The following is a 24,314-nucleotide window of genomic DNA, read 5'->3' on the forward strand; positions in this document are numbered from 1 at the left end:
CGAGCGGCCGCGCCCTGGGTCGGTCAAGCATCCGAATCGCAAAGGGAGAAGGTCATGACCCAGAAACGCGTCGAACGCGACAGCATGGGGGAGCTCGAGGTACCGCAGGACGCGCTCTACGGCGCCCAGACTCAGCGAGCCGTCAACAATTTTCCGGTGAGCGGCCAGCCGCTACCCGGCGAGTTCATCGCGGCGGTCGCGCGGATCAAGCGTGCTGCGGCGCAGGTCAATCAGGCGCTTGGGCTGCTCGACGACGCCCGCGCCGAGGCGATCGTCGCGGCAGCAGACGAGATCATCGAGGGTCGCCACGCCGACCAGTTCCCGGTGGATGTCTTCCAGACAGGGTCCGGCACATCCACCAACATGAACGTCAACGAGGTGATCTCGCATCTCGCCAGTCGTGACGGTCTCGACGTCGGCCCCAATGACCACGTCAACATGGGCCAGTCGAGCAACGACGTGATTCCGACGGCCGTGCATCTCGCCGCCGCTCTAGAGGTCCAAGAGCGGCTGCTACCGGCGTTGGCGCATCTCAGGTCGAGCATCGACGACAAGGCCCAGAGCCTCGACGACGTGGTCAAGACCGGGCGGACCCACCTGATGGACGCCATGCCGGTACGGATGAGTCAGGAACTCGGCGGCTGGTCGAGCCAGGTAGGCCAGGCCGCAGAGCGGCTGGAAGATGGGCTCAAGCGGATTACGCGACTCGCCCTGGGTGGCACGGCAGTGGGCACCGGGGTCAATGCCCATCCGGATTTCGCCGGAAAAGTGGCTGAGTTGCTGGCACAGGATACCCGGCTCGAGTTTCGCCCCAACGATAGCTTCTTCGCGAGCCTGGCCTCCCAGGATGCCGCGGTGGAACTCTCGGGCCATCTGCGAACCTACGCCTGCGCCGTGATGAAGATTGCCAATGATCTGCGCTGGATGAATTCGGGGCCGCTGGGCGGGCTCGGTGAGATCGAGCTGGAAGCGCTGCAGCCGGGCAGCTCGATCATGCCGGGCAAGGTCAATCCGGTTATTCCGGAGTCCGCGGCGCAGGTGGCCGCGCAGGTGATAGGCAACGATGCGGCGATCACCGTCGGCGGCCAGAGCGGCAATTTTCAGCTTAACGTGATGCTCCCGATGATCGCGCACAACCTGCTCGGGTCGATCCGCCTGCTGACCAACGTCAGTCGATTGCTGGCGGACAGCGCCATCGCGACCTTCAACGTGCGTCGGGATAACATCGAGACGCCGCTCTCCAAGAACCCGATTCTGGTCACTGCGCTCAACTCGGTGATCGGCTACAACGCCGCTGCGGCGGTGGCCAAGAAGGCCTATCAGGCCGGGCGCCCGATCGTCGACGTCGCGGCCGAAGAGACCGAGCTCTCGCGTGAGGAGCTTGCGCGTCTGCTGGATCCCGCCAGGCTGACCGAAGGCGGCATACCGGAGTGAGTCGCGGCATTCGAGCGCGATATCGGCAGCCTAGTACCATGAAAAACGCCNNGGCGTTTTTCATGGTGACCTTGTCATGGCAGGGCGTTACACCGGCGCTTCACCATGGCGATCTTCGGCTTCCTGGATGGTCTCCCGGGCATCTTCCTTCTCCTCTGCATCGGCCGATTCCGGTTCGTTCTCGTCGGCGTGGCTCGGGGTGTAGCTCAGGGTCACCAGCATGGGAAAATGATCGGAGCCGATCTCGCCGAGCCGCCCCATCGACACCAGAGAAAAGTGCGTGGAGACGAACACGTGGTCCAGGGGCCAGCGAAGTGGTGGATACTTGGCATGGAACGTGCTGTACATGCCCCGCCCACGGCGCAGGTCGAGCATGCCACTGATGCGGCAGAAGAGCTTGGTGGTGCGTGACCAGGCCACGTCGTTGAGATCCCCTGCGACCATCGTGGGGTAGCTGGTGTCGGCGATCTCCTTGCCCACCAACAGCAGCTCGGCGTCACGCCAGAGAGACTCTTCGCTCTCTGAGGGTGCCGGTGGGCGCGGATGCAGCGCGTGGAAGCGGATGCGATCGCCGCTATCGAGTTTGACCCAGGTATGGATCGACGGGATGTCGTCCTGGATGAGCCACTTCACCTCCGTCTCTTCCAGCGGCAGTCGGGAATAGAGGTGCATGCCATAGAGGTTGTCGAGAGGAATCCTGACCGCTTCCGGCATGGCCTCGCTGATGGCCGCATCGAGCTGATCTCCCCACCACTCATCGGACTCCAGTGTCAGCAGCATGTCCGGCTGATGCTGTTTTACGTGGGCGATCAGTTTGTCCGCTTCTCGATTCGGCGTCAGCACGTTGGAAACGAGAAGCGTGAACTGCTGCTCCTTGTCCTGCTCGCCAGACCCCTCATGATGATGGGTCCGGATGACCTGCGCGCGAGCCAGCGGCGTCCACGGATAGATGCGCGCCCATTGAATCAGGGCGGCCGTCAAGCTGGCCCCGACGCCGCACCATTGCCACCACGTCTCCGGGCTGAAGGCGAGCTGGAGCACAGCCAGCAGTGTCGCGATGGTGGCGATCTGAAGAAGCGGGAAGTCGAGACTTCGAATGAGATAGTGGCGAAGCTTCAGGTAGGGCAGCAGGGTGATCAGCAGTACGAGGCAGCCGAGCAGGGTCGATAGCGTTTGGAGCAAGGGAAAACACCTCGTCGAAAGATGGGAGGGGCACTTGCCGCAAGGGTAGCAGAGCGCCGGGCCCAAGCACGGTTTTCCCCGATAAACGCCAGGGGCCTTGCAGTGCCTGACACACCGCCGACTCGGGATCTCACCGTCTAGCTCTCGCCTGCCTGGACGGAAAGCGGCTGGCCGGCGAGGTCCGGATGGCCCTTCAGGTAGTGGTCGAGCGCCTGGCGCTGGGCGTCGTTGAAGAACAGCCCCAGCTTGGTTCGACGCGTCAGGATGTCTTCGCTCGTGCGCGCCCATTCGTGGCCAACCAGGTAGTCGACCTCGGCCTGCGTCAGCCCACTCCCAAAGGCATAGCCCAGCGCGGCCTGGCTTTCCCGGCCCTGGATAAACGCCAGGCAGAGCGTGCCGTAACTCGAAGCGAAGCGGTCGCGCTGGTCCGAGTCGAGGAACGGAAATTCGCGCTCGAGTCGACTGGCGAACGCCGCCCGGCTTTCGATATCGCCACCCGGTAGCGTCGCGTCCGCGGTCCACGCCGCGCCAAGCGAGTCGAACAGCGGCTCCAGCTTGTGCATGGCCGCCTCGGCAAGCTTTCGATAGGTGGTGATCTTGCCGCCAAAGACCGACAGCATCGGGGCGCCGCTACGATCGAGATCGAGCGTGTAGTCTCGAGTCATCGCTGACGGGCTTTCGGATTCGTCATCGCAGAGTGGACGGACCCCGGAGTAGGTGGCCATCACATCGTCCCGACTCAGCTTCTTGACGAAGTGCGAGTTCAGTACCTCGAGCAGGTAGTCCGTCTCTTCTTCGCTGATGCCCACCTGAGAGGGATCGCCTTCATAGCGTCGATCGGTGGTACCAATGAGGCTGTAGTGACGCTGGTAGGGCAGGACGAAGACGATGCGTCCATCCTGATTCTGCAGGATGTAGGCGCGCTCGTCGTCGTTGAGGCGAGACACGATCAGGTGACTGCCCTGGATCATGCGAATGCCGTAGCGGGATGCTCGCTTGGCGTTCCCTTTGACGAATGATTCGACCCAGGGGCCGCTCGCGTTGACCAGTGCCTTTGCTCGCACGGCCTCGCGCTGCCCACTCAGCCGGTTCTCGAGCGTCACCTCCCACTCGTCCTCCACCTCTTTTGCATCGATGCAGCGAGTGCGTACGCGGATGTCCGCCCCTTTTTCCTGGGCCTGAAGGGCGTTGAGCACCACCAGGCGCGCGTCGTCTACCCAGCAGTCGGAGTACTCATAGCCACGACGGATCTCGGGAACGAGCGGACCATTTGCGTCGAACGTCAGCCGCTTGGCGTTGGGCAGGCTGTCCCGGCGGCTCAGATGGTCATAGATGAAAAGGCCGGTGCGAATCATCCAGCCTGGGCGCAAATGGGGTTGATGGGGAAGAATGAAACGCAGCGGCCAGACGATGTGCGGGGCTTTCCGCAGCATGACCTCGCGCTCGCGCAAGGCTTCGCGGACCAGGCGAAACTCACGGTGCTCGAGGTAGCGCAGCCCGCCATGGATGAGTTTGCTGCTCGAGGAAGACGTGGCACTGGCGAGATCGGCCTGCTCGCAAAGCAGAACCGAAAGCCCTCGGCCGGCAGCATCGTTGGCGATGCCCGTTCCGTTGATGCCGCCGCCCACCACGACGAGATCGTAACGCTTCTGCTCTGCATCGCCAGCCATAAGTCGCTCCCGTCGTTGACTGTTCATCGCCATGTTCGAAAACGAAAGTAGTGTAATCGGTTTCGAACATCAATGCGAAAGTGAAAGAGCTCGCCTAGCCGGCGAGCTGATCGAGTGAGACGTCGCTGCGGCGTGAGGCAGGCGATCGGCAATCAAAGGGTCGGGGAAGACTCCACCGCGTCACCTTCTGCACCGATTGCCTCGACGCTGTCGGCTTCCGGGTTGGCGACATGCAGCGCCACGCCGTGCTCGCGCATTAGTTGCACCAGGGGATCGGGCGGCTGGCGGTCGGTGAAGAAGGCGTCCAGCTGGCCGAGATTGCCCTGCCGCACGACCGCGTTGCGGTGAAACTTCGAGTGGTCAGCAGCGAGAAAGATCTGACGTGAGTTCTGGATGATGGCCTGAGCCACGCGCACTTCTTGATAATCGAACTCCAGTAGCGATCCGTCGCGATCAATGCCGCTGATACCGATGATGCCGAAATCGACCTTGAACTGGTTGATGAAGTCGATGGTCGCCTCGCCGATGATGCCGCCATCCCGTGAGCGGACCTGGCCGCCTGCCACGATGACGTTGAAATCGGTCTTGTGCTGGAGGATGGCCGCGACATTCAGGTTATTCGTGATGACCTCGAGTCCACTGTGGTGACACAGCGCTTCGGCAATGAATTCGTTGCTGGTACCGATGTTGATGAACAGCGACGAGGAGTTGGGTATACGGCCGGCAAGCAGTTCCGCGATGCGCCGTTTGGCGTCCAGATTGAGCGTCTTGCGCGTGTGGTAGGCAGTGTTGACGGTGCTCGATTCGATGCCGGCACCGCCATGCACCCGTTTGATAACGCCATTGTCGGCAAGCAGATTGAGGTCGCGTCTTACCGTCTGAGGCGTGACGACGAACGCCTTGGCCAACTGCTCGATCGAGGCGTAACCGTGTAGTTTGACCATCTCGACGATGGCTTCGTGGCGTTCCTGCTGCGTCATTGACTGTCCGGCATTGTACCGCTGCTGAGGGAAGCGTCAGATTATCCCCGAGTCCCGGCCCGGGCAACCGGAGTGACCGCAAGGCGTTTCCGCGCTGATCGATCGACATTCGTTGGCCAATGGCGATGACGGCGAAACCGGGACACTCGACGAGTCTCTGCACGCAGCTCAACAAATGATACTAAGGTAGTAGAGGGTTGAACCTCTTATAAAACAGTTATCTATGATGACTGCTCAAGCGTGGGTAATTCATAGTGTCGCTTTATGAGTGCCGTCGATAGGATGCTCGAAAGACAACAGGATCTCGAGGCTGTGTTCGAAACGTCGATCTCTTGGGGCGGTTGGACGTCACCGACGTCATGCGAGCCCACAAGGTCAATGGCGCCGTCTTGTTCTCGCTGCGGGTGATCTCGGTCGGTCCTTGCCGGGAAGGTCGACGGCCTTCGCCCTCCATCAATCGCGCGACTTGGGCCCTTGCGTTGCCAATGCCGAACGCGGGCAGGCGCGACGGTTGCGGGGTTCTGTTGCCGGTTATCGGGCCGGCCACCGGCGGATGTCTTGCGGCGCGGCGCGCTGACCGTGAATGAGTCCACCGCGTTGGATTTCACTTGCTGCCAATTGAGGAGGCTCCTCCCATGAGCAATCAAAAGAAGTACATTCTCGCGATCGACCAGGGGACGACCAGCTCACGGGCGATGCTTTTCGATCATCGCGGGCAAGTGGCGGGGCTTGCCCAGCGAGAGTTCGAGCAGATCTTCCCTCGCCCCGGCTGGGTCGAACACAATCCGCGGGAGATCATGACCAGTGTGCTGACGACGCTGGCCGAGGTCATCAATAACTCGGGAATCGACGTCGCTGACATCGCCTCGCTCGGGATTACCAATCAGCGTGAGACGACCGTGGTGTGGGACAGGCACACCGGCCATGCCGTCTGCAACGCCATCGTCTGGCAGTCGCGCCACTCCGCCGAGATCTGCGATGAGCTCAAGGAGGCGGGGCACGCCGACCTGATCCGCGACAAGACGGGGCTCGTGATCGACGCCTACTTTTCGGCGACCAAGCTGAAGTGGATCTTCGACAATGTCGATGGGGTCAAGGAGAGGGCCGAAAGGGGGGAGCTGCTCTTCGGTACCGTTGACACCTGGCTGGTGTGGAACCTCACCGGCGGTGAGGTCCACGTCACTGACGTGAGTAATGCCTCGCGGACGATGTTATTCAACATTCGCGAGCGTCAGTGGGATCCGGAGCTTCTGGAGCTCTTCGGTGTGCCCGAGAGCATGCTGCCGGAGGTCAAATCGAACAGCGAAGTCTATGGGCAAGTGTTGCCCAAGTATCTGTTCGGGCATGAAGTGCCGATCGCCGGCATGGCGGGCGACCAGAACGCGGCGCTGTTCGGTCAGGCCTGCTTCAAGCCAGGCATGGCCAAGAACACCTACGGTACCGGGTGCTTCACGCTGATCAACACCGGCACTGTGGCAACGCCTTCAAGCCATGGTCTGCTCACGACCGTCGCCTGGGAGGTCGAAGGCACGCTGGAGTACGCGCTGGAGGGGAGCGTATTCGTGGCGGGCTCGGTGATTCAGTGGCTGCGCGACGGTCTGCGGATGCTGGGCCGGGCGTCGGACTCCGAAGCGTATGCCGAGCGCGCAGGTGACAGCGAAGGGGTCTACATGGTCCCGGCTTTTACCGGCCTAGGGGCGCCTTACTGGGACTCCAACGTGCGCGGCGCCATGTTCGGGCTGAGTCGAGGTACGACCAAGGAGCACTTCGTACGGGCAGCCGTGGAGTCAATGGCCTACCAGAGCGCGGACGTGCTCAAGGCCATGCAGGCAGATGCCAATATCGGGCTGACCGAGCTGCGGACTGACGGAGGCGCCATTGCCAATAATTTCCTCGCCCAGTTCCAGGCGGATATTCTTGGCGTCGATGTGCTGCGCTGCCAGGTCAATGAGACAACGGCGTTGGGAGCGGCCTATCTCGCAGGGCTTGCGGTGGGCTTCTGGTCGTCTCGTGACGAGATATCCGAACAGTGGGCGGTGGAGCGTCGTTTCGAGCCCGCGATGGGCGAGTCGCAGCGGGAAACGCTCTACGCCGGCTGGAAGCAGGCAGTCGAGGCGACAATGGGATTTCGCGTCGAATCCTGAGCCCGCTCAGGCGGCGGTGATCCGCCGATCTCAGTGTCGCCGTCGGGCTTGCCTTCATGATGAAACGGGTATGACATTACCCTCGACCCGCGCTGCGCGCGGTTTATCCCGACTATCGACGGGTGGCGCTTTCGCGTTGTGAACGCGAAACACCTGGCGATGTGTGGGCGCGGGGATTCGAAGCTCGAGTCCCACGCTGCGACATTGGCTAAGCCGTTGACTATGCGGAAAGTTATGCGTGAATTTTTTACTTTTAGGGGTTGCAATCCACGGCCGGGTCGGTAGAATTCGCATCCGTTGTCACGGCGAGATCGCCGAAGATAGCTTCCAGATCCAGGACCGTAGCTCAGTTGGTTAGAGCGCCACGTTGACATCGTGGAGGTCAGCGGTTCAAATCCGCTCGGTCCTACCAAGTCTGGCTGCTGTGACATCATTTAGGACCGTAGCTCAGTTGGTTAGAGCGCCACGTTGACATCGTGGAGGTCAGCGGTTCAAATCCGCTCGGTCCTACCAAATTCGAAACCTCGAGCCACGGCTCGGGGTTTTTTTATGCCTGTCCGACGCGCATGCTTGAGTCTTGCGGCCCAGCATGTCGCGGTCGCCAGAGAACGCCCATACAATAATGAAGACACCCTGGTGGTCTCTACTCGAGAGTCAACATGTCATTGGTTCCCCTATTCGAGAAAATTCATCAACTGCCGACGGTGCCCGCGGTTGTCAGCGAGCTCATCAGTAGCCTCGACAACGACCGGATCAGTATTCATCACGTCTCGGCGAGTATTCGTAAAGACCCCAGCCTGAGCCTGAAATTGCTAAGGTCGGCCAACTCGGTTCGCTACGGGGTGGGGCGCAACGTGGCCACTATCGACAACGCCCTGTTGCTGCTCGGTTTCGATCGAGTGCGAACGCTCGTTATCGCGTCCGGCGTCGTCGGGGTTCTCAAGGATGTGCCGGGGCTCGATCGACGAACGTTCTGGCACGAATCCTTCATGGTCGCCAATATCAGTCGCGCTTTGATGCGGCACAGTCGCCTCGAGGGGCTGGCCCCGGAGACAGCATTTACCTGCGGTATTCTTCATCGTGTCGGCGCGGCGTTGATGCACATTGCCCATCCGCAAGTGATGTCCCGAATCGATGCGCTGGTAGCGAGCGGTGCGCCGAGAGGCGAGCTTGAGTTCGATCAGTTCGGCTTCAACTATACCGAAGTGGGGGCAGAGCTTGCCCGGCACTGGCGTTTCCCTGAGCCGATCAGCACGGCCCTTGCCTACCAAGAGCGGCCGCTCGAGGCGGCGCCTTTTTCCGCCTATGCGGCCGCGGTCAATCTTGCGATCGAGCTCTCCCGGCATGTTGGTGAAGGCTGGCGAGAAGAGCACGCGCTGAGTGAAATGCCCCGCGCGGTGAGGCGCCCGTTGGCACTCGACTTGCTGAGCCTCTACGAAGAAGTTCTGGATATCCTCAAGGCGGATGACGAGCTCGGTGTTTTCTTCGATTGAGCTCGACGCGCGGTGGTGTGCCGCGCGTCGGGACTGACTCAGTCGAAATCGGAGGCGTGAATGAACGTCTCGCAGAGTCTTTCGATCCCTGCCTGATCTTCCGCGTTGAAGCGCGACGGTTGTGGGCTGTCGATATCCAGCACGCCCCAGAGATGCCCCTCGATGACGATGGGGATGACGAGTTCCGAGCGGGAGTCGGCATCGCAGGCGATGTGATCGGCCACGGCGTGCACGTCGTCGACCCGCTGGGTCTCTCGATGGCGGGCCGCGGCGCCGCACACGCCACGGCTGAAGGGAATCGGGTTGCACGCCGGTTTGCCCTGGAAAGGCCCGAGAATCAGTGTATCGGGTTGGCGCTGAAGGTAGAAACCTACCCAGTTCAGGTCGCCGAGACTCTCGATCAGAAAAGCGCTGGTCTGCGCGGCGTTGGTGAGCCAGTCACGGGTATCAAGCAGCGCCGCAAGCTGGCGTTGAAGGCTGGCGTAATCAGTAGGCTCTGTCATGCGTGTTGGCTCTCGAATCGTAAACGGGTAATCGGGTGGCTAAGAGCGCAGCGAAAGGCGGTCGACCGCCCCCTTTCGCCTGGCCTGAATGCAAAAAAACCAGCGCCGGAGCGCTGGTTTCTGACCCACGACGGCATCACTTCCAGCCGGGAACGGCACCCGCGCCGAAGAGTTCTTCCGCCTTTTCAGCCACGACGTCAGACTGGTAAGCCTTGACCAGATTCTGGATCGCTTCGCGATCCTGGTCACCGTCGCGCACGACGATCAGGTTGACGTAGGGTGACTCCGGGCCTTCCTTGATCAACGCGTCGTCGAGCGTCAGGCCCGCAGGTTGGGTGAATGTGCTGTTGATGAACGCCAGGTCGACGTCTCTGAGTACCCGCGGCATTTGCGCAGCTTCGATCTCTTCGAAGTCGTAGTCGTGCGGGTTGTCCACCACGTCGATCGGGGTGGCTTCCAGGTTTTCCGGGTCGTTAAGTTCGATCAGGCCTTTGTCGTGCAGCAGGATCAGCGCACGGCCTTCGTTGGTCGGGTCGTTGGGCAGGGCGATAGTCGCACCGTCCGGCAGCGCGTCGATATCGTCATACTGAGCCGAGTAGGCGCCGATCGGATAGACAAACGTCTTGCCGGCAACCGCGAAGTCGTAGCCACGGTCTTTGACCATTGCCTCCATGTACGGCGCATGCTGATAGGCGTTGGCATCCAGGCTGCCATCGTCGAGTGCGGCGTTGGGCGTCACATAGTCGCTGAACTCGATGATCTCGACGTCGAGATCGTATTGCTCTTTAGCCACTGAAGCCGCGGTCTGCATGATGTCGCTTTCCGGACCGGCCATGGTGCCAACCTTGATGCTGTCGGCGGCCTGTGCGCTGCCGGCGGCAAGACCGAGTCCCATCGCGGCGACGCCGAGTGTCTGTTTGAGTGAAATCGGCATTGGCTACAATCTCCCTGATCGATATGGCGATAACGCAGCGCCCGGACGCCGAACGGTTCCTCGAGTCGACGGCGGGGCGCATTGAGTGGCTTTACATTAACGGAATAACCAAAATCGTGCTAATTCGTTTTAGTTATTAACGCCCTGCGACAACGTCGAGCGCTATTTATGGTCGCTCTTGCGCACCAGATAGTCTCCGACGCTCTGGAAGACCTGCACCATGACGACGAGGATCACGACGGTGATCAGCATGATCGTCGGGTTGAACCGGTTGTAACCGTAGCGAATGCCGAGATCTCCCAGACCGCCGCCGCCTACCGCGCCCGCCATGGCGGAGTAGCTCACGAGCGCAACCACGGTGATGGTCAAGCCGTTGATGATGCCGCCGCGAGCCTCGGGGAGGAGTACTTTCATGACGATCTGCATCGGTGTGGCGCCCATCGACTGGGCGGCCTCGACCAGACCCGGCGGTACCTCGTTGAGTGCGCCTTCGACCAGGCGAGCGACGAACGGTATGGCCGCGATGGTCAGCGGCACGGCCGCGGCGTTGGTACCGATCGAGCTGCCCACGATCATCCGGGTGAAGGGAATGATCGCTACCAGCAGGATGATAAAGGGGATCGAACGGCCGACGTTGGTGACGAGGCCGAGCACACGGTGTGCCACCGGCTGGGCAAGGATCTGACGCGGTCGCGTGACGTAGAGCAGAATGCCCAGCGGAATGCCGAGCAGGGCTGCGATGATGCCTGAGACGGCGACCATGTAGAGCGTCTCGAGCGTGGATTCCCAGATGAGATCAATCAGTGCGCTGGACATGGCCCAGTACCTCCACGTGCAGGTCAAAGGATTCGAGGGTCGCCAGGGCCTGGGTGGTCTGCTCGGCCTGGCCCATCAGTTCCGCGATCATCAGGCCTAGCGTGCGTCCCTGAACGGACTCCACCTTGGCCTGGAGAATGCTGACATCGATACCGTGATCCCGTGACAGCTTCGAGATCAGCGGTGTCGAAACGCTATCCCCCGAGAACGTCAGGCGTACCACTGGGTGAGTCTGTGCGCTCGGCGCCGCTTCCAGCCGCTCGACTAGCGCCCTTGGCGGCTCCAGTTCCAGAAAGTCGTTCAGGAAGGTGCGGCCCAGTTGAGTGCGGGGCGCGGTGAAGAAGTCGCCGACGTCGGCGTCTTCCACCAGCTTCCCATCGGAGATCAGACCCACGCGGTGGCAGATCGTCTTGACGACTTCCATCTCGTGCGTGATCAGCAAGATGGTGAGGCCGAGCTTCTGGTTGATCTCCTGGAGTAGCGTCAGGATCGACGCGGTCGTCTGCGGGTCGAGTGCCGAAGTGGCTTCGTCGCAGAGCAGCACCTTGGGCCGGGTTGCCAGCGCGCGCGCAATTGCCACGCGCTGCTTCTGACCGCCGGAGAGCTGTGCCGGGTACTGGTGCGCCTTGTCGGCTAGGCCCGTCATCTCGAGCAGTGACTCGACCCGCTCACGGATGGTCTGACGCGACTCGCGCATCAGTTCGAGGGGGAGCGCCACGTTGTCGTAGACGCTGCGATTGGTCAGCAGGTTGAAGTGCTGAAAGATCATCCCGCAGCGGTGGCGTGCGGCGCGGAGCTGAGCAGCGTTCATTGCCGTCATCTCCTCGCCGTCGATGTGCACCTTGCCGTTCGTCGGGCGCTCCAGCAGGTTGACGCAGCGAATCAGCGTCGACTTGCCGGCGCCGGAGAGGCCAATAACGCCGTAGATGGCGCCCTGCGGCACGTCGAGGTCGATATCGACCAGCGCCGACACGGCGCCCGCGCCGCTGCCGTAGGTCTTGGAAACCTTGTCGAGTGAAATCATGGGACCCGTGAGATCGTGGGGGCCGTTGAGCCGAAGAGTGAACTGGTGGCCGCTGAGCCGCGTCGACGATGGGACGGCAACGGCTCCAGCGAGCGCGTTAGTATACTGGTCCCGTGTTTCCGGGGCGACCGGCTGACGTCGACGATGTTACCGGGATCCGGTCGTCCATAACGGTGCGTGCCGGCGAGACCTGACGCGGTCTGTTCACGGGTAACTCTCTGAATTGCCCGCCAGGTCGTGTGGCCGGTGTCGAAATTGCATCTGTTGCCTCACGCCCGGTGATCCTCCCATTGCCCGGGTCAATCACGCCTTGGCGACCGGAGACGACAATGCCATCCACTCTCGACCAGTCCACGCTCGACAAGCTTTTTCTGCAAGCGCGTACCCACAACGCCTGGCAGGCGCGACCCCTGGGGGCTGATGTTCTCGAAATACTCTATGACCTGGTGAAGATGGCGCCCACGTCAGCCAACTGTTCCCCGGCTCGCTTCGTTTTCGTCCAGAGCGAAGAGGGAAGGGCAAAGCTGATCCCCTGCGTATCCTCAGGCAATCGGGAAAAAACGGCGGGTGCCCCTTGCACGGTTATCGTCGCTTACGACACGCGTTTCTTTGATGCGTTGCCCACGCTCTTTCCGCACGCGGACGCGCGGAGCTGGTTCACCGGAAGTGCCGCTTTTGCCGAGGAGACGGCGCTGCGCAATAGCTCGATGCAGGCGGGGTATCTGATTCTGGCGGCGCGCGCGTTGGGGCTGGATACCGGGCCGATGTCCGGTTTCGATGCCGAGGCCGTCAACGAGACGTTTCTGTCGGAGACCTCGTGGCGGGCCAACCTGCTGATCAACCTGGGCTATGGTGACGACACGGGGCTCAAACCGCGGCTACCTCGGCTCGATTTCGACGATGCCTGCCGCACGGTCTGACCGGCCATCCGCCCGGGCCGCTCGGCTCGCCCGGTCATTCGTCCCGGCGCCGTCTGATGAGGCGAGCGCCTGCCAGCGAAAGTCAGAAGTCGCTGTCATCCAGGTCGGTTGGCGATGGCGTCAGGCCGCCAAGCACGACGCGCTGGACCGTTCTGACGGCTGTTTCGAAGAATGCCGGGTTCTCTAGGGTGTGGCCGGAGACGGCCTCGATCTGAACGGCGAAATCCGCGTAGTGCTGTGTGGCACCCCACAGCAGATAAAAGAGATGGTGCGGGTCGACGGGGCGCAGTTCGCCATTCTCTATCCACGTCTCGATGACCCTGGATTTCTCCCTTACCAACTCCCTCAGCTCACCGGCAAGCACCTCTTTCAGTAGTGGTGCCCCCTGCATCATCTCCAGACAGAACAGTCTGGACGCTTCGCTGCGATCCCGGGAGAGCACGAGCTTGACTCGGATGTACTGCGCGATCGCGACTTGCGCAGACTGATCGGCCTGGAAATTGCGCATCGGCGACAGCCAGCTATCCAGGATGTGGCGAAGAACGGCGATATAGAGCAGCCGTTTCGAGGTGAAGTGGTAGAGCAGATTGGACTTGGAGACCCCCGCCTGTTCGGCAATCGCCTCAAGGCGCGCGCCGCGAAATCCGAATTGAGAGAAGAGCGTCAAGGCGGCATCGCGAATCTGTTGCCGGCGATTGTCGCTGGCCGCGGTGCGCGTGTCGTCTACCTCGTGTCGCGATTTGTGCATCGACTGTTCGACCCTTCACGTGCCGTCTCTCGGCGAAATAAAGAAGTGGCGGCAGGCCAGTTCCCGACGCCACCACTCTATCACGCGGTCAGCTTTCCAGGGCCGGGTCCAGGCCGCACCACCCGGTGGTGAGTGCCGGGCGTCGCTATCGATAGCGAAAAGTCTCGAAATCTCACCTGAGCGGAAAAGCCTCCATCTGCACCGAAAGAGTACGCAAATGACGAAAAATGCATCCGATTGGCGCGGGATGGAGTCAGCCACTGGACCATTTGGTCCGACCGATTATCGAGAAAGTGGCGCAAGCCTTTGAATCCGATTCGAGAACTGCCGGCTGGCACGCGGGTTGTTTACCGTTTGGCAGGTGGCGCGGTCTTCGCAGCAAAAGCGCGTCGCAGTGAGTCACTCATCGCGCAGGCAGGAGGTGAAACATGCAGCTTGGCGTTTTCATTCCGATCGGCAACAACGGCTGGTTGATCTCGGAGAATTCACCGCAGTACATGCCGACGTTCGAACTCAACAAGATCGTGACCCAGAAAGCAGAGCACTACGGCTTCGAATTTGCGCTGTCGATGATCAAGCTGCGCGGCTTCGGCGGGAAGACCGAGTTCTGGGATCATGCCCTCGAGTCTTTCACGCTCATGGCGGGATTGGCCGCCGTGACATCCAGGATCAATCTCTACGCGACGGCGGCAACGCTGGTCATGCCGCCGGCGATCGCCGCGCGTATGGCATCGACCATCGATTCGATCGCACCCGGGCGTTTTGGCATCAATCTCGTTACCGGTTGGCAGCGCCCCGAATACAGCCAGATGGGGCTGTGGCCGGGGGACGACTATTTCGCGAAGCGGTACGAATATCTCGACGAATACACAACGGTAATGCGTGAGCTGCTCGAGTCCGGCAGCAGCGATTTCCAGGGTGAATTTTTTCAGATGGACGACTGCCGGCTGAGCCCGCGCCCGTCGCAGGGGGTGAAGATTGTCTGTGCCGGGCAGTCCGGTGCCGGGCTTTCGTTCACTGCCAAGCATGCGGACTACAGCTTCTGCTTTGGCAAGGGATTCAACACGCCCGTTGCATTTGCGCAGACCGCCGAGCGGCTACGCCAGGCGGGGGCGCAGAGTGGGCGAGACATCGCGTGCTACGTCCTGTTCATGGTCATTGCCGACGATACCGACGAGGCCGCGCTGGCGCGCTGGGAGCACTACAAGGCGGGCGCCGATGAAGAAGCGATCGGCTGGCTGATGGATCAGGGGGGCAAGGACAATCGCTCCGGAAAGGATACCAATGTGCGCCAGATGGCGGATCCCACATCGGCCGTCAATATCAATATGGGAACGCTGGTCGGCTCCTACCCAAAGGTGGCGCGGATGCTCGACGAGATCGACGCCGTCAAGGGCGTGGCGGGGGTGATGCTCACGTTCGATGACTTTGTCACGGGACTCGAGGTGTTCGGTCAGAAAGTACAGCCGCTGATGCAAAGCCGCACGCACGTCCTGGGGACTCCCCAGGACGTGGCGGAGGGCGTCTCATGAACGATCTTGCCTCCTCTCCGGTTGTGCGTCGAGGGAATGCCGCAGCGGCTGACGAGATCGTGCTGGCGGGGCGCCCGGAAGCCATTGCGATGTCGCGATCGCAAGCGGCGCTTGTCGTTGTCGACATGCAGAACGCTTATGCCTCTCGCGGCGGCTATCTAGACATCGCCGGCTTCGATGTCTCTTCTACGCAAGCCGTGATCGAACGCATCGCGCGCGCCGTGATGGCCGCGCGTGCCAGCGGTATTCAAATCATCTTTTTTCAGAACGGGTGGGATGCGGACTACGTCGAAGCTGGCGGACCCGGCTCGCCGAACTGGCATAAGTCGAATGCGCTGAAAACGATGCGCCGCCGTCCCGAGCTCGAGGGCAAATTGCTGGCGCGTGGGGGCTGGGATTACGCGCTCGTCGATGCCCTCGCGCCTCAACCGGAGGACATCGTTCTGGCCAAGCCCCGCTATAGCGCCTTTTTCAACACCCCGCTCGATAGCGTTCTGCGCTCACGGGGCATTCATCATCTGCTATTCACTGGCATCGCCACGAATGTCTGCGTGGAGTCGACGCTGCGCGACGGTTTCTTTCTCGAGTACTTCGGCACGGTGCTGGAAGACGCTACCCACCAGGCCGGTCCGTCGAGCGCGCAGCGTGGCGCGATCTACAACATCGAAACGTTCTTTGGCTGGGTCTCCACGGTGGCAGCCTTCGAGGCCGCCTGCGCGGCTGTCGCGCTGCCGCAGACCAGTGATCTTGAGCAAGTCAGCGTGTGAACTTGCGGCACGGGTCGACAAGGCTGCGGACCCCGTCCACGGCATCCTGACGAAACGCATAAGGAGGAAGTGATCATGCCTAAGTCCAGTGTGGTTCCCGAGGGTAGCGGTTCGCCGCTGGCCCCCTATGTGCCGGGCTCCCAAGCCGACAATGTGCTTTATATCTCCGGCACGCTGCCGTTCGATGCCCATAACGATGTCGTACATGTCGGCGACGCCGCTGCGCAGACCCGGCACGTGCTCGAGACGATCCAGCGCGTGGTGGAAACCGCCGGCGGCAGCATGGATGACGTCGTATTCAACTCCCTTTTCCTGACGGACTGGTCTCACTACGCGGCGATCAACGAGGTGTATGCGACGTTTTTCCCCGGAGACAAACCGGCTCGCTACTGCATTCAGTGTGGATTGGTGAAGCCGGATGCCTTGATCGAGATCGCGTCGATCGCTCACCTGCCGCACTAGCGCCTGGCTTGCCGAGAACCTCCACCCGTTCAGGAGTTCGCGAGTGCACTACGAAATGTTGGGTAATCAGGCCGCCGGCGCGCCAACGCTACTGCTGTCGGCTGGACTGGGTGGCGCAGGGCGGTTCTGGGAGCCTCAGTTGGCGGCACTGGGGCATACGCACCGACTGTTGATCTACGACCACTCGGGGACGGGACGCAGCCCCGCCAGTCTCTCGTCTGACTACGCCATCCAGGATATGGCCCAGGAAGTGTTGGCGCTGCTCGATGCGCTGGCTATTGAGCGGGTCGACATGATGGGGCATGCGTTGGGTGGTCTCGTGGGGCTGGAGTTGGCACTCAATGCGCCGTCGCGGATCAATCGGTTGATCGTGATCAACGCCTGGAGCCGTGTCGACGTCCAGAGCCAACGCTGCTTCGACGTGCGTAGGGCGCTTCTCGCCGACAGTGGCGTGGCGGCCTACCTGCATGCCCAGCCGCTCTTTCTCTATCCGGCGGATTGGCTCTCGACCCACAACGACCATCTGCTCGCCGAAGAAGCCGAAGCGCTTCGGCATTTTCCGGGCGAGCAGAACGTGCTGGCGAGAATTGGCGCTTTGACCCGTTTCGACATCGACGCACGGTTGGGAGAGATCGAGACGTCGACGCTCGTCGTTGCGACTCGCGACGATCTTCTCGTGCCTTACACCCGCTCGCAGCATCTCGCGCGTTGCCTGCCCAATGCTGAGCTGGCGCTGTTTGACTACGGGGGCCACGGCCTCACCGTCACCGTTCCAGAGCCGTTCAATCAGGCGGTCAAAACATTTCTGGGGCGGGAGCGATGACGGTGGCTTAGCAGGGAAGTGCATTTGGGTGCGGGCTGACAGTGTCCAGCGGTCAGGGTCGTGAGCGAGTCCGAATAGACACAACAACAACGGTTAGGAGAAAGCCTTATGGTTCCCCCGAGAACCCCCTCCCTGACGGCATCCGCGCTCGAGCCGGTCGATTCATCCGCCTTCCGTGATGCGATGTCGCGGTTGGCGTCTGCCGTTCACGTGGTAACCACCGCTGGAGAAGGCGCACGTGCCGGGTTCACCGCCTCGGCGGTGTGTAGCGTGACCGACGCGCCGCCGACGCTACTGGTCTGCATCAATCGCGGCGCCTCCGCCTATGAGGCGTTCAGCGATGCCCAGGGGCTCTGTGTCAACGTGCTCGGCGCCACTCATCGCGAGGTCTCCAAGGCGTTTGGCGGCAGGACTGCCATGGAGGAGCGCTTCGCACTGGCCGACTGGGTCAGCGGGGCAACGGGCGCTCCGGTGCTGAGCGATGCGCTGGCCCATTTCGAGTGCCGTGTGTCTCAGCGTGTGCCAGTGGGGACGCATGACGTGCTGTTCTGCGAAGTCGTGTCGATGTCGACCCGTGACGAGAGTCAGTGCCTGCTCTATTTCGACCGCCGTTACCACGAATTGCCGCTTGCGGTTGCCAACGGGTGATCGATTCCTTTCAAGGTTACCGAATTCGGGAGATAGACAATGACAATCGCCAAGTCCCGTATGGTCGAGCGTGACGGTCAGGTCGAGCTCGTGCTCGGTGATGACGTTCGCCAAAGTCGCCGTTTCAACGCCGATATCGCGCCGACGTCGGCCGCTGAGCGCACCTGGACCCGATGGAACGTGGCGGCGCTCTGGGTCGGCCTTTCGATCTGCGTGCCCACTTATACGCTGGGTGGCGTGCTGACCGCATACTTCGGCCTGAGCGTCAAAGAAGCACTTGCCACGATCCTGCTCGCCAACCTGATTCTGCTGCTGCCGCTGACACTCAACGCCTTTCCCGGCACGCGCTACGGCATACCGTTTCCCGTACTTCTACGCGCCTCGTTCGGTATACGAGGGTCCAACGTACCCTGTCTGATCCGGGCGCTGGTGGGCTGCGGCTGGTTTGGTATCCAGACAATGTTCGGCGGGCTGGCCATCCATCTGCTGCTATCGGCAATCCTGCCGGGCTGGGCATCGCTGGGCGGTGTCGGACAGGTGATCGGGTTCTTTCTCTTTGCCGCGATGAACCTGTGGGTGGTGATTCGGGGCGCCGAGTCGATCAAGTGGTTGGAAACGCTGTCCGCACCGCTCCTGCTGATCGTGGCGGTGGGTCTGATGCTGTGGGCGCTGCCACACGTCTCGCTCGGCGAACTCATGGCGCAGCCGCCGTCACGGCCGGAGGGGGACGCCGCCACGCCGTATCTGTTGTCAGGACTGACTGCCATGGTCGGCTTCTGGGCGACGCTTTCGCTCAACATTCCCGATTTCAGCCGGTTCGCGAAGACGCAGAAGGACCAGATCGTCGGACAGGTGTTCGGCTTGCCGTTGACGATGTTCTTCTTCGCTGCGTTGGGTGTGATCATGACGGCCGCATCGTCATCGCTGGTCGGCGAGACCGTCTCGGATCCGGTGACGCTCATTGGTCGGATCGACAGCCCGGTCTGGGTGTCCGCGGCCATGGTGCTGATCGTGATCGCGACGATCTCCACCAATACGGCCGGCAATATCGTCTCGCCGACCAACGACTTCCAGAATGTGGCGCCTACCCGAATCGGCCGCACGGGTGGCGTGCTGCTGACGGGGTTGGTCGGGACGCTTTTGATGGGGCACGACCTGTTGCAAAAAGCCGGCATCATCGTCTCGGACATGACCCTCGAGAGCCTCTACTCCAACTGGCTTCTGGGGTATTCGAGCCTGCTCGGGCCGATCGCCGGCATCATGGCGGTGGACTACTTTGTCATCAAGCGCCAGCGGCTGGATGTCGCCGACCTCTACCGTGACGAAGGCCGGTACCCGGCGGTCAATGCCGCAGGGTTTGTGGCTCTCGGTATCCCCGTGGCACTCACTCTCGTCTCGCTGATGACCGGACTCTGGCAGTGGTTCTACGATTATGGGTGGTTTACCGGCTCTGCTCTGGGCGCGCTGATCTATTACGTCGCCAGTCGCATCCTCGATGGTAAGCAGCAGGTGGCGGCAGAGCCCGTGTCGAGCTGATGGCCCTGACCGTCTCCGCCGGACCGGCGTGTTAGACTCCCTGGTCGGTAAGGGGTAAGGCGCGACGCAAGCGTGCGTCTGCCGTTACCCAACGTCAGGACGGTCTTTATCAGCGGAGTATGGTCATGTTCACCGGCATCGTTCAGGAAGTTGCCACCGTCGTCGCGATCGAAAAGCGCGAGCAGCTCGCCACGCATGTTCTCGCGCTTTCCGAGCGGATGCGCGACGGGTTGGCGCTGGGCGCTTCCATCGCCCATAACGGCTGTTGTCTGACGGTCACAGCGATCGACGGCGAAAACGTCAGTTTCGATCTGATGCGTGAAACGCTTCGCCTAACCAATCTGGGCGATCTCGACGTAGGCGGGCGGGTCAATCTCGAGCGCGCCGCGCGCATTGGCGATGAAATTGGTGGTCATTCGATGTCGGGCCACGTCATGGACATGGCGCGCGTGGTTGAGATAGAGGAAGCACCCAACAATCGCCGGCTCTGGTTTGAACTACCCTCGACGTTGTCGCGCTTTGTGTTCGACAAGGGCTATATCGGTGTCGATGGCATCAGTCTCACCGTCGGTGCGGTCGATGACGGTCGGTTCTGCGTGAATCTGATTCCCGAGACGCTGGCACGAACCACGATCGGTGATCGGATGCCGGGCGATCACGTCAATATCGAGATCGACCCGCAGACACAGGTGATCGTCGAGACGGTCGAGCGGGTGCTCGCTTCGCGAGGCTGAACGTCGTGCGGTCGGCCTGCGCTGTGGGCTCGGCGAGACGCGCTGTCGTGACACGCGAAATCGGCAATCGGGTCGCGTCGGCGTCCGGGCTTGGTTAACATGAGCGGCTTTGCGCAGTGGCCGCATCTCTGGCGTGCCCGGCTGCGCCGCCATCCGGTTTATGGAGTTCTCTTCGATGAGCAGTATCTACGGCGACTATATCAAGTCGGTGATCCGCACCGTTCCCGATTGGCCACAGGCGGGGGTGAACTTTCGTGACATCACGCCGCTGCTGCAGAATAGCGCTGCGTTTCGCAAGTTGATCGACAGCTTCGTGCATCGTTATCAAGAGCTCGAGGTGGACGCGATCGCCGCCATCGACGCCCGCGGTTTCATTGTCGGAGCGCCGCTGGCCTACGAACTCGGCTGCAGCTTCGTGCCGGTTCGCAAGAAAGGCAAGCTGCCGTTTCAGACCATCAGCGAGACCTACACGCTGGAATACGGTGAATCGACGATCGAGCTTCACTCGGACGCGTTCCGTGAGCACGACCGCATCGTGTTGATCGACGATCTCATCGCGACCGGTGGCACCATGCTCGCGGCGGCGTCGCTGATCTCGCGAAGCGGCGGCCACATCGTCGAGCTCGCGTCGATTCTGGATCTTCCTGAACTGGGCGGCTCGCAGCAGATTCGCGACGACGGCTACAGCGTCTTCTCCGTCTGCAGCTTCACCGAAGACGAGTGATCTCACTTGCCGCCGCCGCAGGGCAGTGGTGTCGCCACAGATACGGAATACGCCAATGACCGCCGATCGCTATCATCATCAATTCACGGTCTCGTGGGATCAGATTCATCGCGATGTCCGCGCGCTCTGTCACCCGCTGATTGAAAGGGATTTTAAAGGGATCGTCGCCATTACCCGCGGCGGCCTGATTCCGGCGGCGCTGATTGCGCGCGAGCTGAACCTTCGATTGATCGACACGGTTTGCATCAAGAGCTATGACGTTCAAGAGCAGGGGCATCTCGACGTCATCAAGGGTGTCGAGCATGACGGCGACGGCTGGCTGCTGGTCGACGATCTGGTCGATACGGGCAAGACGGCCCGCGCGGTGCGTGAGATGCTCCCCAAGGCGCACTTCGTCACGGTATACGCCAAGCCAGAGGGCCGTCCGCTGGTGGATCAGTATCTGACCGAAGTCGAACAGGACTGCTGGATCCAGTTCCCCTGGGATCTGGCGCCCACCTATGTGGAGCCGCTGGTCGACCAGGTTCGCACACCCAAGCCTTGAGCGGCGCCGGGTTGCCGACCCTGCCGGCTGCTCGACGTCGTTTCGCTCTTACCGGACTGCGCTCGCCGCACCGAACCTCTGCATCCGTCTCCAAGGAGGGAGTCGACATGGCGTCTTCGCCGCTTCCGGAAAGCTGGAACGCTCACCTCCATCAGGAGTTCGAGGCCGACTACATGCGCCAGCTTCGTGAGTTCCTGGCCGCCGAGAAGGCCGCTCACAAGGTTATTTATCCTCACTCGGCACACTGGTTCCGCGCCTTCGAGCTGACGCCCCTGAATGAGGTCAAGGTGGTCATTCTCGGACAGGATCCTTACCACGGCCCGAACCAGGCCCATGGTCTCTGTTTCTCGGTGCACCCGGGCGTGCCCAAGCCGCCGTCGCTCAAGAATATCGACCGTGAACAAGCCGAGGACGTCGGCATCACGCCGGTTTCCCACGGTTTTCTCGAGAGCTGGGCGCGCCAGGGTGTCCTGCTGCTCAACAGTGTGCTGACGGTCGAGCAGGGCAACGCCGGTTCGCACCGCAACCGCGGTTGGGAAACCTTCACGGATCGCGCCATCCAGGTCGTCAACGAACAGTGTGATGGGGTGGTCTTTCTTTTGTGGGGAAGCTATGCGCAAAAGAAGGCGAGTTTCGTGGATCGGCAGAAGCACCTGGTCCTGCACGCGCCGCACCCGTCACCGCTGTCCGCGCATCGCGGATTCTTCGGCAAGCGACATTTCTCTCAGGCCAACGCCTTTCTCGAATCCCGCGGGCGTGCTGCCATCGATTGGCAATTGCCGGTGAGCGTCGCCTGAGCGGGGCCTTCTCGCGTACAATGTCGGCGTTTAGATCCATTTTTGACGAAGGCGCCGATCATGAGTGTTCACCAAATCGACCACCCGCTGGTTAAACACAAGCTGGGACTGATGCGCGCTGCCGACATCAGCACCAAGAGCTTTCGTGAGCTGGCGTGCGAGGTGGCGAAACTGCTGACCTATGAGGCGACGCAGAATCTCGAGCTCGAGCCTGCAACGATCCAGGGATGGGATGGCGGTCCGATTCCCATCGAGCAGATCAAGGGCAAGAAGGTCACGATCGTACCGATTCTCCGCGCGGGACTCGGCATGCTCGACGGCGTCACCGACCTGATTCCGAGTGCTCGGATCAGTGTCGTCGGTCTCTATCGCAATGAAGAAACGCTGGAACCGGTTCCCTATTTCGAGAAGTTCGTCAGCGACCTCGATGAGCGACTGGCGATTGTCATCGATCCGATGCTTGCCACCGGTGGCTCAATGGTTGCGACACTCGATATGCTTCGCGAGCGTGGCTGCCAGCAGATCAAGGTAATTGTTCTGGTTGCGGCGCCGGAGGGGATCGAGCGGGTCAAGCAGGCGCATCCCGACGTCGAAATCTACACGGCGGCCGTGGATGAGAAGCTCGACGAGAGCGGCTACATCGTGCCCGGTCTCGGCGACGCCGGTGACAAGATCTTCGGCACGCGTTGATTCCGCCATCTGATATCACGGCGGTGCTGCTTGCGGGTGGCCGTGGCCGCCGGATGGGCGGTATCGATAAGGGGTGGGTCGAGGTGTCGGGCCGGCCGCTGATCGAGCGCCTTGTCGAGCGACTGTCACCGCAGGTCGGTGGCGTGATCGTCAACGCCAACCGTGAGCTGGCGCGGTACCGCGGATTGGGCGTCCCTGTCGTCAGTGATGATGTGCAGGGGTATCCAGGGCCGCTCGCCGGCGCCGCAGCTGGTATGCGTCGCGTCACGACACCGTGGACGCTTCTCGCCGCGGTCGATATGCCCTGGCTACCGTTGGACTGCGTGGCCTCGCTGGCAAGCGCGGCAGAGGGGGCCGATATCATCTCCGCCCACGATGGCGAGCGCTGCCAACCCCTGGTGGCATTGATACGCACCGCGCTCCATATCGATCTCGATAATTGGCTTGCCGAAGGGGGAGCCAAGGTGACCGATTGGTACGCTCGCCATCGTTGGCAGGAGGTTCGATTCGTGAACGGTGATCAAGCTTTCGCAAATCTCAATACGCCGGAAGATCGGGCAGCGGCCGAACGCGACAGCGAGAGGTGGTAATGCAGCGTCCCGCCACGGCAGCGCCCGTCATCCCTGTGCTCGGTATCGTCGCCTGGAGCGGAACGGGCAAGACGACCTTGCTTGAAAAGCTGCTGCCGCGCCTCGGCGCTCTCGGCTGGCCGGCTGCCGTCATCAAGCATGCGCACCATGCGTTCGATGTCGACACGCCGGGCAAGGATAGCTATCGGCTACGCGCGGCAGGCGCCGCGCCGACACTGGTCGCCTCAGGGCGACGCTTTGCGCTGATGATGGAGACGCCGGGGCAGGAGGAGCCGGATCTCGGCACGCTGATCTCTCAGGTCGCAGCGCTCGGTCCGGCGCTGATCCTGGTTGAAGGGTTCAAGTCGTGGCCAGTCGCCAAGCTCGAGCTGCGTCGGGGTGGCGCTAGCGATGACGTCGCCCCTCACAGGGAGCTGGCGAAGAATGACCCCTGGATTCGCGCTGTCGCCATGAAGCCATTAACCCCCATGGCGGGAGTGGCTTCACTGGATCTCGACGATCCCGGTGCCATCGCCGACTGGATCGCTGCCTGGGCCGCAGCCTTCGATCCCGACAGGGATCTTGATGCGAGTCTGATCCACGCCGCCAGACGGCGGTAGAGATCTTCTCTTAACGAACT

At 61.7% G+C, this 24,314-nt stretch carries 25 protein-coding genes and 2 tRNA genes; 19 read left to right on the top strand and 8 right to left on the bottom strand.

Annotation, left to right across the window (positions count from 1 at the left end; all coding sequences use genetic code 11):
* The first annotated feature begins 54 nt into the window (after nt 1-54).
* Nucleotides 55-1,434, top strand: a complete 1,380-nt coding sequence (locus DOM41_RS12285) for a class II fumarate hydratase (protein ID WP_110687161.1) — start codon at nt 55-57, stop codon at nt 1,432-1,434.
* An 87-nt stretch (nt 1,435-1,521) separates the two neighbouring features.
* Here DOM41_RS12285 and DOM41_RS12290 read toward each other — a convergent pair whose 3' ends face one another.
* From DOM41_RS12290 to DOM41_RS12300, 3 genes are all read right to left on the bottom strand, one after another.
* Nucleotides 1,522-2,616 (bottom strand): endonuclease/exonuclease/phosphatase family protein, encoded by a 1,095-nt coding sequence (locus DOM41_RS12290; RefSeq protein WP_188112415.1) that lies wholly within the window; start codon nt 2,614-2,616, stop codon nt 1,522-1,524.
* Nucleotides 2,617-2,753: 137 nt separating this feature from the next.
* Complete coding sequence (gene glpD, locus DOM41_RS12295) at nt 2,754-4,286, bottom strand: glycerol-3-phosphate dehydrogenase (RefSeq protein WP_110687163.1); 1,533 nt, start codon at nt 4,284-4,286, stop codon at nt 2,754-2,756.
* Between the two features lie 152 nt (nt 4,287-4,438).
* Nucleotides 4,439-5,266 carry a DeoR/GlpR family transcriptional regulator gene (locus DOM41_RS12300; RefSeq protein WP_110687164.1) on the bottom strand — a complete coding sequence of 276 codons (828 nt, stop codon included), beginning with the start codon at nt 5,264-5,266 and terminating at the stop codon, nt 4,439-4,441.
* A gap of 635 nt (nt 5,267-5,901) precedes the next feature.
* Here DOM41_RS12300 and glpK point away from each other — a divergent pair.
* The 4 genes from glpK (at nt 5,902) to DOM41_RS12320 (ending at nt 8,903) form a co-directional block, all read left to right on the top strand.
* Nucleotides 5,902-7,410, top strand: a complete 1,509-nt coding sequence (glpK, locus tag DOM41_RS12305) for a glycerol kinase GlpK (protein WP_110687165.1) — start codon at nt 5,902-5,904, stop codon at nt 7,408-7,410.
* A gap of 335 nt (nt 7,411-7,745) precedes the next feature.
* A tRNA-Val gene (locus DOM41_RS12310) sits at nt 7,746-7,822 on the top strand.
* A 24-nt stretch (nt 7,823-7,846) separates the two neighbouring features.
* Nucleotides 7,847-7,923 (top strand) — tRNA-Val (locus DOM41_RS12315).
* A gap of 146 nt (nt 7,924-8,069) precedes the next feature.
* Complete coding sequence (locus tag DOM41_RS12320) at nt 8,070-8,903, top strand: HDOD domain-containing protein (protein ID WP_110687166.1); 834 nt, start codon at nt 8,070-8,072, stop codon at nt 8,901-8,903.
* 38 nt (nt 8,904-8,941) lie between these two features.
* On the opposite strand, the gene DOM41_RS12325 is transcribed toward DOM41_RS12320, so the two are convergent.
* The 4 genes from DOM41_RS12325 to DOM41_RS12340 form a co-directional block, all read right to left on the bottom strand.
* On the bottom strand, nt 8,942-9,406 hold the full coding sequence (locus tag DOM41_RS12325) for a GAF domain-containing protein (protein ID WP_110687167.1): 465 nt from the start codon (nt 9,404-9,406) through the stop codon (nt 8,942-8,944).
* A gap of 136 nt (nt 9,407-9,542) precedes the next feature.
* Nucleotides 9,543-10,340, bottom strand: coding sequence for a MetQ/NlpA family ABC transporter substrate-binding protein (locus DOM41_RS12330; protein ID WP_110687168.1), 798 nt, complete (start codon nt 10,338-10,340; stop codon nt 9,543-9,545).
* A gap of 162 nt (nt 10,341-10,502) precedes the next feature.
* A complete protein-coding gene (locus DOM41_RS12335; RefSeq protein ID WP_110687169.1) occupies nt 10,503-11,156 on the bottom strand; it encodes a methionine ABC transporter permease in 654 nt (217 codons plus the stop codon).
* Nucleotides 11,137-12,180, bottom strand: a complete 1,044-nt coding sequence (locus DOM41_RS12340) for a methionine ABC transporter ATP-binding protein (RefSeq protein WP_110687170.1) — start codon at nt 12,178-12,180, stop codon at nt 11,137-11,139. Before DOM41_RS12340 ends, DOM41_RS12335 begins: the two co-directional genes overlap by 20 nt.
* A gap of 329 nt (nt 12,181-12,509) precedes the next feature.
* On the opposite strand from DOM41_RS12340, the gene DOM41_RS12345 reads away from it, so the two are divergent.
* On the top strand, nt 12,510-13,100 hold the full coding sequence (locus DOM41_RS12345) for a malonic semialdehyde reductase (protein ID WP_110687171.1): 591 nt from the start codon (nt 12,510-12,512) through the stop codon (nt 13,098-13,100).
* Between the two features lie 82 nt (nt 13,101-13,182).
* Here DOM41_RS12345 and rutR read toward each other — a convergent pair whose 3' ends face one another.
* Nucleotides 13,183-13,848: an HTH-type transcriptional regulator RutR gene (gene rutR / locus DOM41_RS12350; RefSeq protein ID WP_110687172.1), complete on the bottom strand. Its 666-nt coding sequence runs from the start codon at nt 13,846-13,848 to the stop codon at nt 13,183-13,185.
* Between the two features lie 428 nt (nt 13,849-14,276).
* Here rutR and rutA point away from each other — a divergent pair, with 428 nt between their 5' ends.
* From rutA to mobB, 13 genes are all read left to right on the top strand, one after another.
* Nucleotides 14,277-15,380, top strand: a complete 1,104-nt coding sequence (rutA, locus tag DOM41_RS12355) for a pyrimidine utilization protein A (protein ID WP_110687173.1) — start codon at nt 14,277-14,279, stop codon at nt 15,378-15,380.
* The gene (gene rutB, locus DOM41_RS12360) at nt 15,377-16,147 is read left to right on the top strand and encodes a pyrimidine utilization protein B (protein ID WP_110687174.1); all 771 of its coding nucleotides are present in this window, start codon (nt 15,377-15,379) and stop codon (nt 16,145-16,147) included. Before rutA ends, rutB begins: the two co-directional genes overlap by 4 nt.
* Before the next feature lie 75 nt (nt 16,148-16,222).
* Entirely contained in the window at nt 16,223-16,609 is a 387-nt protein-coding gene (gene rutC / locus DOM41_RS12365; protein WP_110687175.1) for a pyrimidine utilization protein C, read from the top strand.
* Nucleotides 16,610-16,652: 43 nt separating this feature from the next.
* Nucleotides 16,653-17,432, top strand: coding sequence for a pyrimidine utilization protein D (rutD, locus tag DOM41_RS12370; RefSeq protein ID WP_223160990.1), 780 nt, complete (start codon nt 16,653-16,655; stop codon nt 17,430-17,432).
* A 108-nt stretch (nt 17,433-17,540) separates the two neighbouring features.
* The gene (locus tag DOM41_RS12375; RefSeq protein WP_110687176.1) at nt 17,541-18,080 is read left to right on the top strand and encodes a flavin reductase; all 540 of its coding nucleotides are present in this window, start codon (nt 17,541-17,543) and stop codon (nt 18,078-18,080) included.
* 39 nt (nt 18,081-18,119) lie between these two features.
* Complete coding sequence (locus DOM41_RS12380) at nt 18,120-19,616, top strand: NCS1 family nucleobase:cation symporter-1 (RefSeq protein ID WP_110687177.1); 1,497 nt, start codon at nt 18,120-18,122, stop codon at nt 19,614-19,616.
* Nucleotides 19,617-19,741: 125 nt separating this feature from the next.
* Nucleotides 19,742-20,350, top strand: a complete 609-nt coding sequence (locus DOM41_RS12385; protein ID WP_110687178.1) for a riboflavin synthase subunit alpha — start codon at nt 19,742-19,744, stop codon at nt 20,348-20,350.
* Between the two features lie 175 nt (nt 20,351-20,525).
* Nucleotides 20,526-21,074, top strand: coding sequence for an adenine phosphoribosyltransferase (locus DOM41_RS12390; RefSeq protein WP_110687179.1), 549 nt, complete (start codon nt 20,526-20,528; stop codon nt 21,072-21,074).
* A 55-nt stretch (nt 21,075-21,129) separates the two neighbouring features.
* Entirely contained in the window at nt 21,130-21,618 is a 489-nt protein-coding gene (gene gpt, locus DOM41_RS12395; RefSeq protein WP_110687180.1) for a xanthine phosphoribosyltransferase, read from the top strand.
* A 107-nt stretch (nt 21,619-21,725) separates the two neighbouring features.
* Nucleotides 21,726-22,415: a uracil-DNA glycosylase gene (gene ung / locus DOM41_RS12400; protein WP_110687181.1), complete on the top strand. Its 690-nt coding sequence runs from the start codon at nt 21,726-21,728 to the stop codon at nt 22,413-22,415.
* 60 nt (nt 22,416-22,475) lie between these two features.
* The gene (gene upp / locus DOM41_RS12405) at nt 22,476-23,105 is read left to right on the top strand and encodes a uracil phosphoribosyltransferase (RefSeq protein ID WP_110687182.1); all 630 of its coding nucleotides are present in this window, start codon (nt 22,476-22,478) and stop codon (nt 23,103-23,105) included.
* Nucleotides 23,102-23,695 (top strand): molybdenum cofactor guanylyltransferase MobA, encoded by a 594-nt coding sequence (gene mobA, locus DOM41_RS12410; protein WP_245391832.1) that lies wholly within the window; start codon nt 23,102-23,104, stop codon nt 23,693-23,695. Before upp ends, mobA begins: the two co-directional genes overlap by 4 nt.
* A complete protein-coding gene (mobB, locus tag DOM41_RS12415; RefSeq protein ID WP_110687183.1) occupies nt 23,695-24,294 on the top strand; it encodes a molybdopterin-guanine dinucleotide biosynthesis protein B in 600 nt (199 codons plus the stop codon). Before mobA ends, mobB begins: the two co-directional genes overlap by 1 nt.
* Nucleotides 24,295-24,314 lie beyond the last annotated feature (20 nt).

This window comes from Salinicola aestuarinus (assembly GCF_003206645.1).
Lineage (GTDB): Bacteria > Pseudomonadota > Gammaproteobacteria > Pseudomonadales > Halomonadaceae > Salinicola > Salinicola aestuarinus.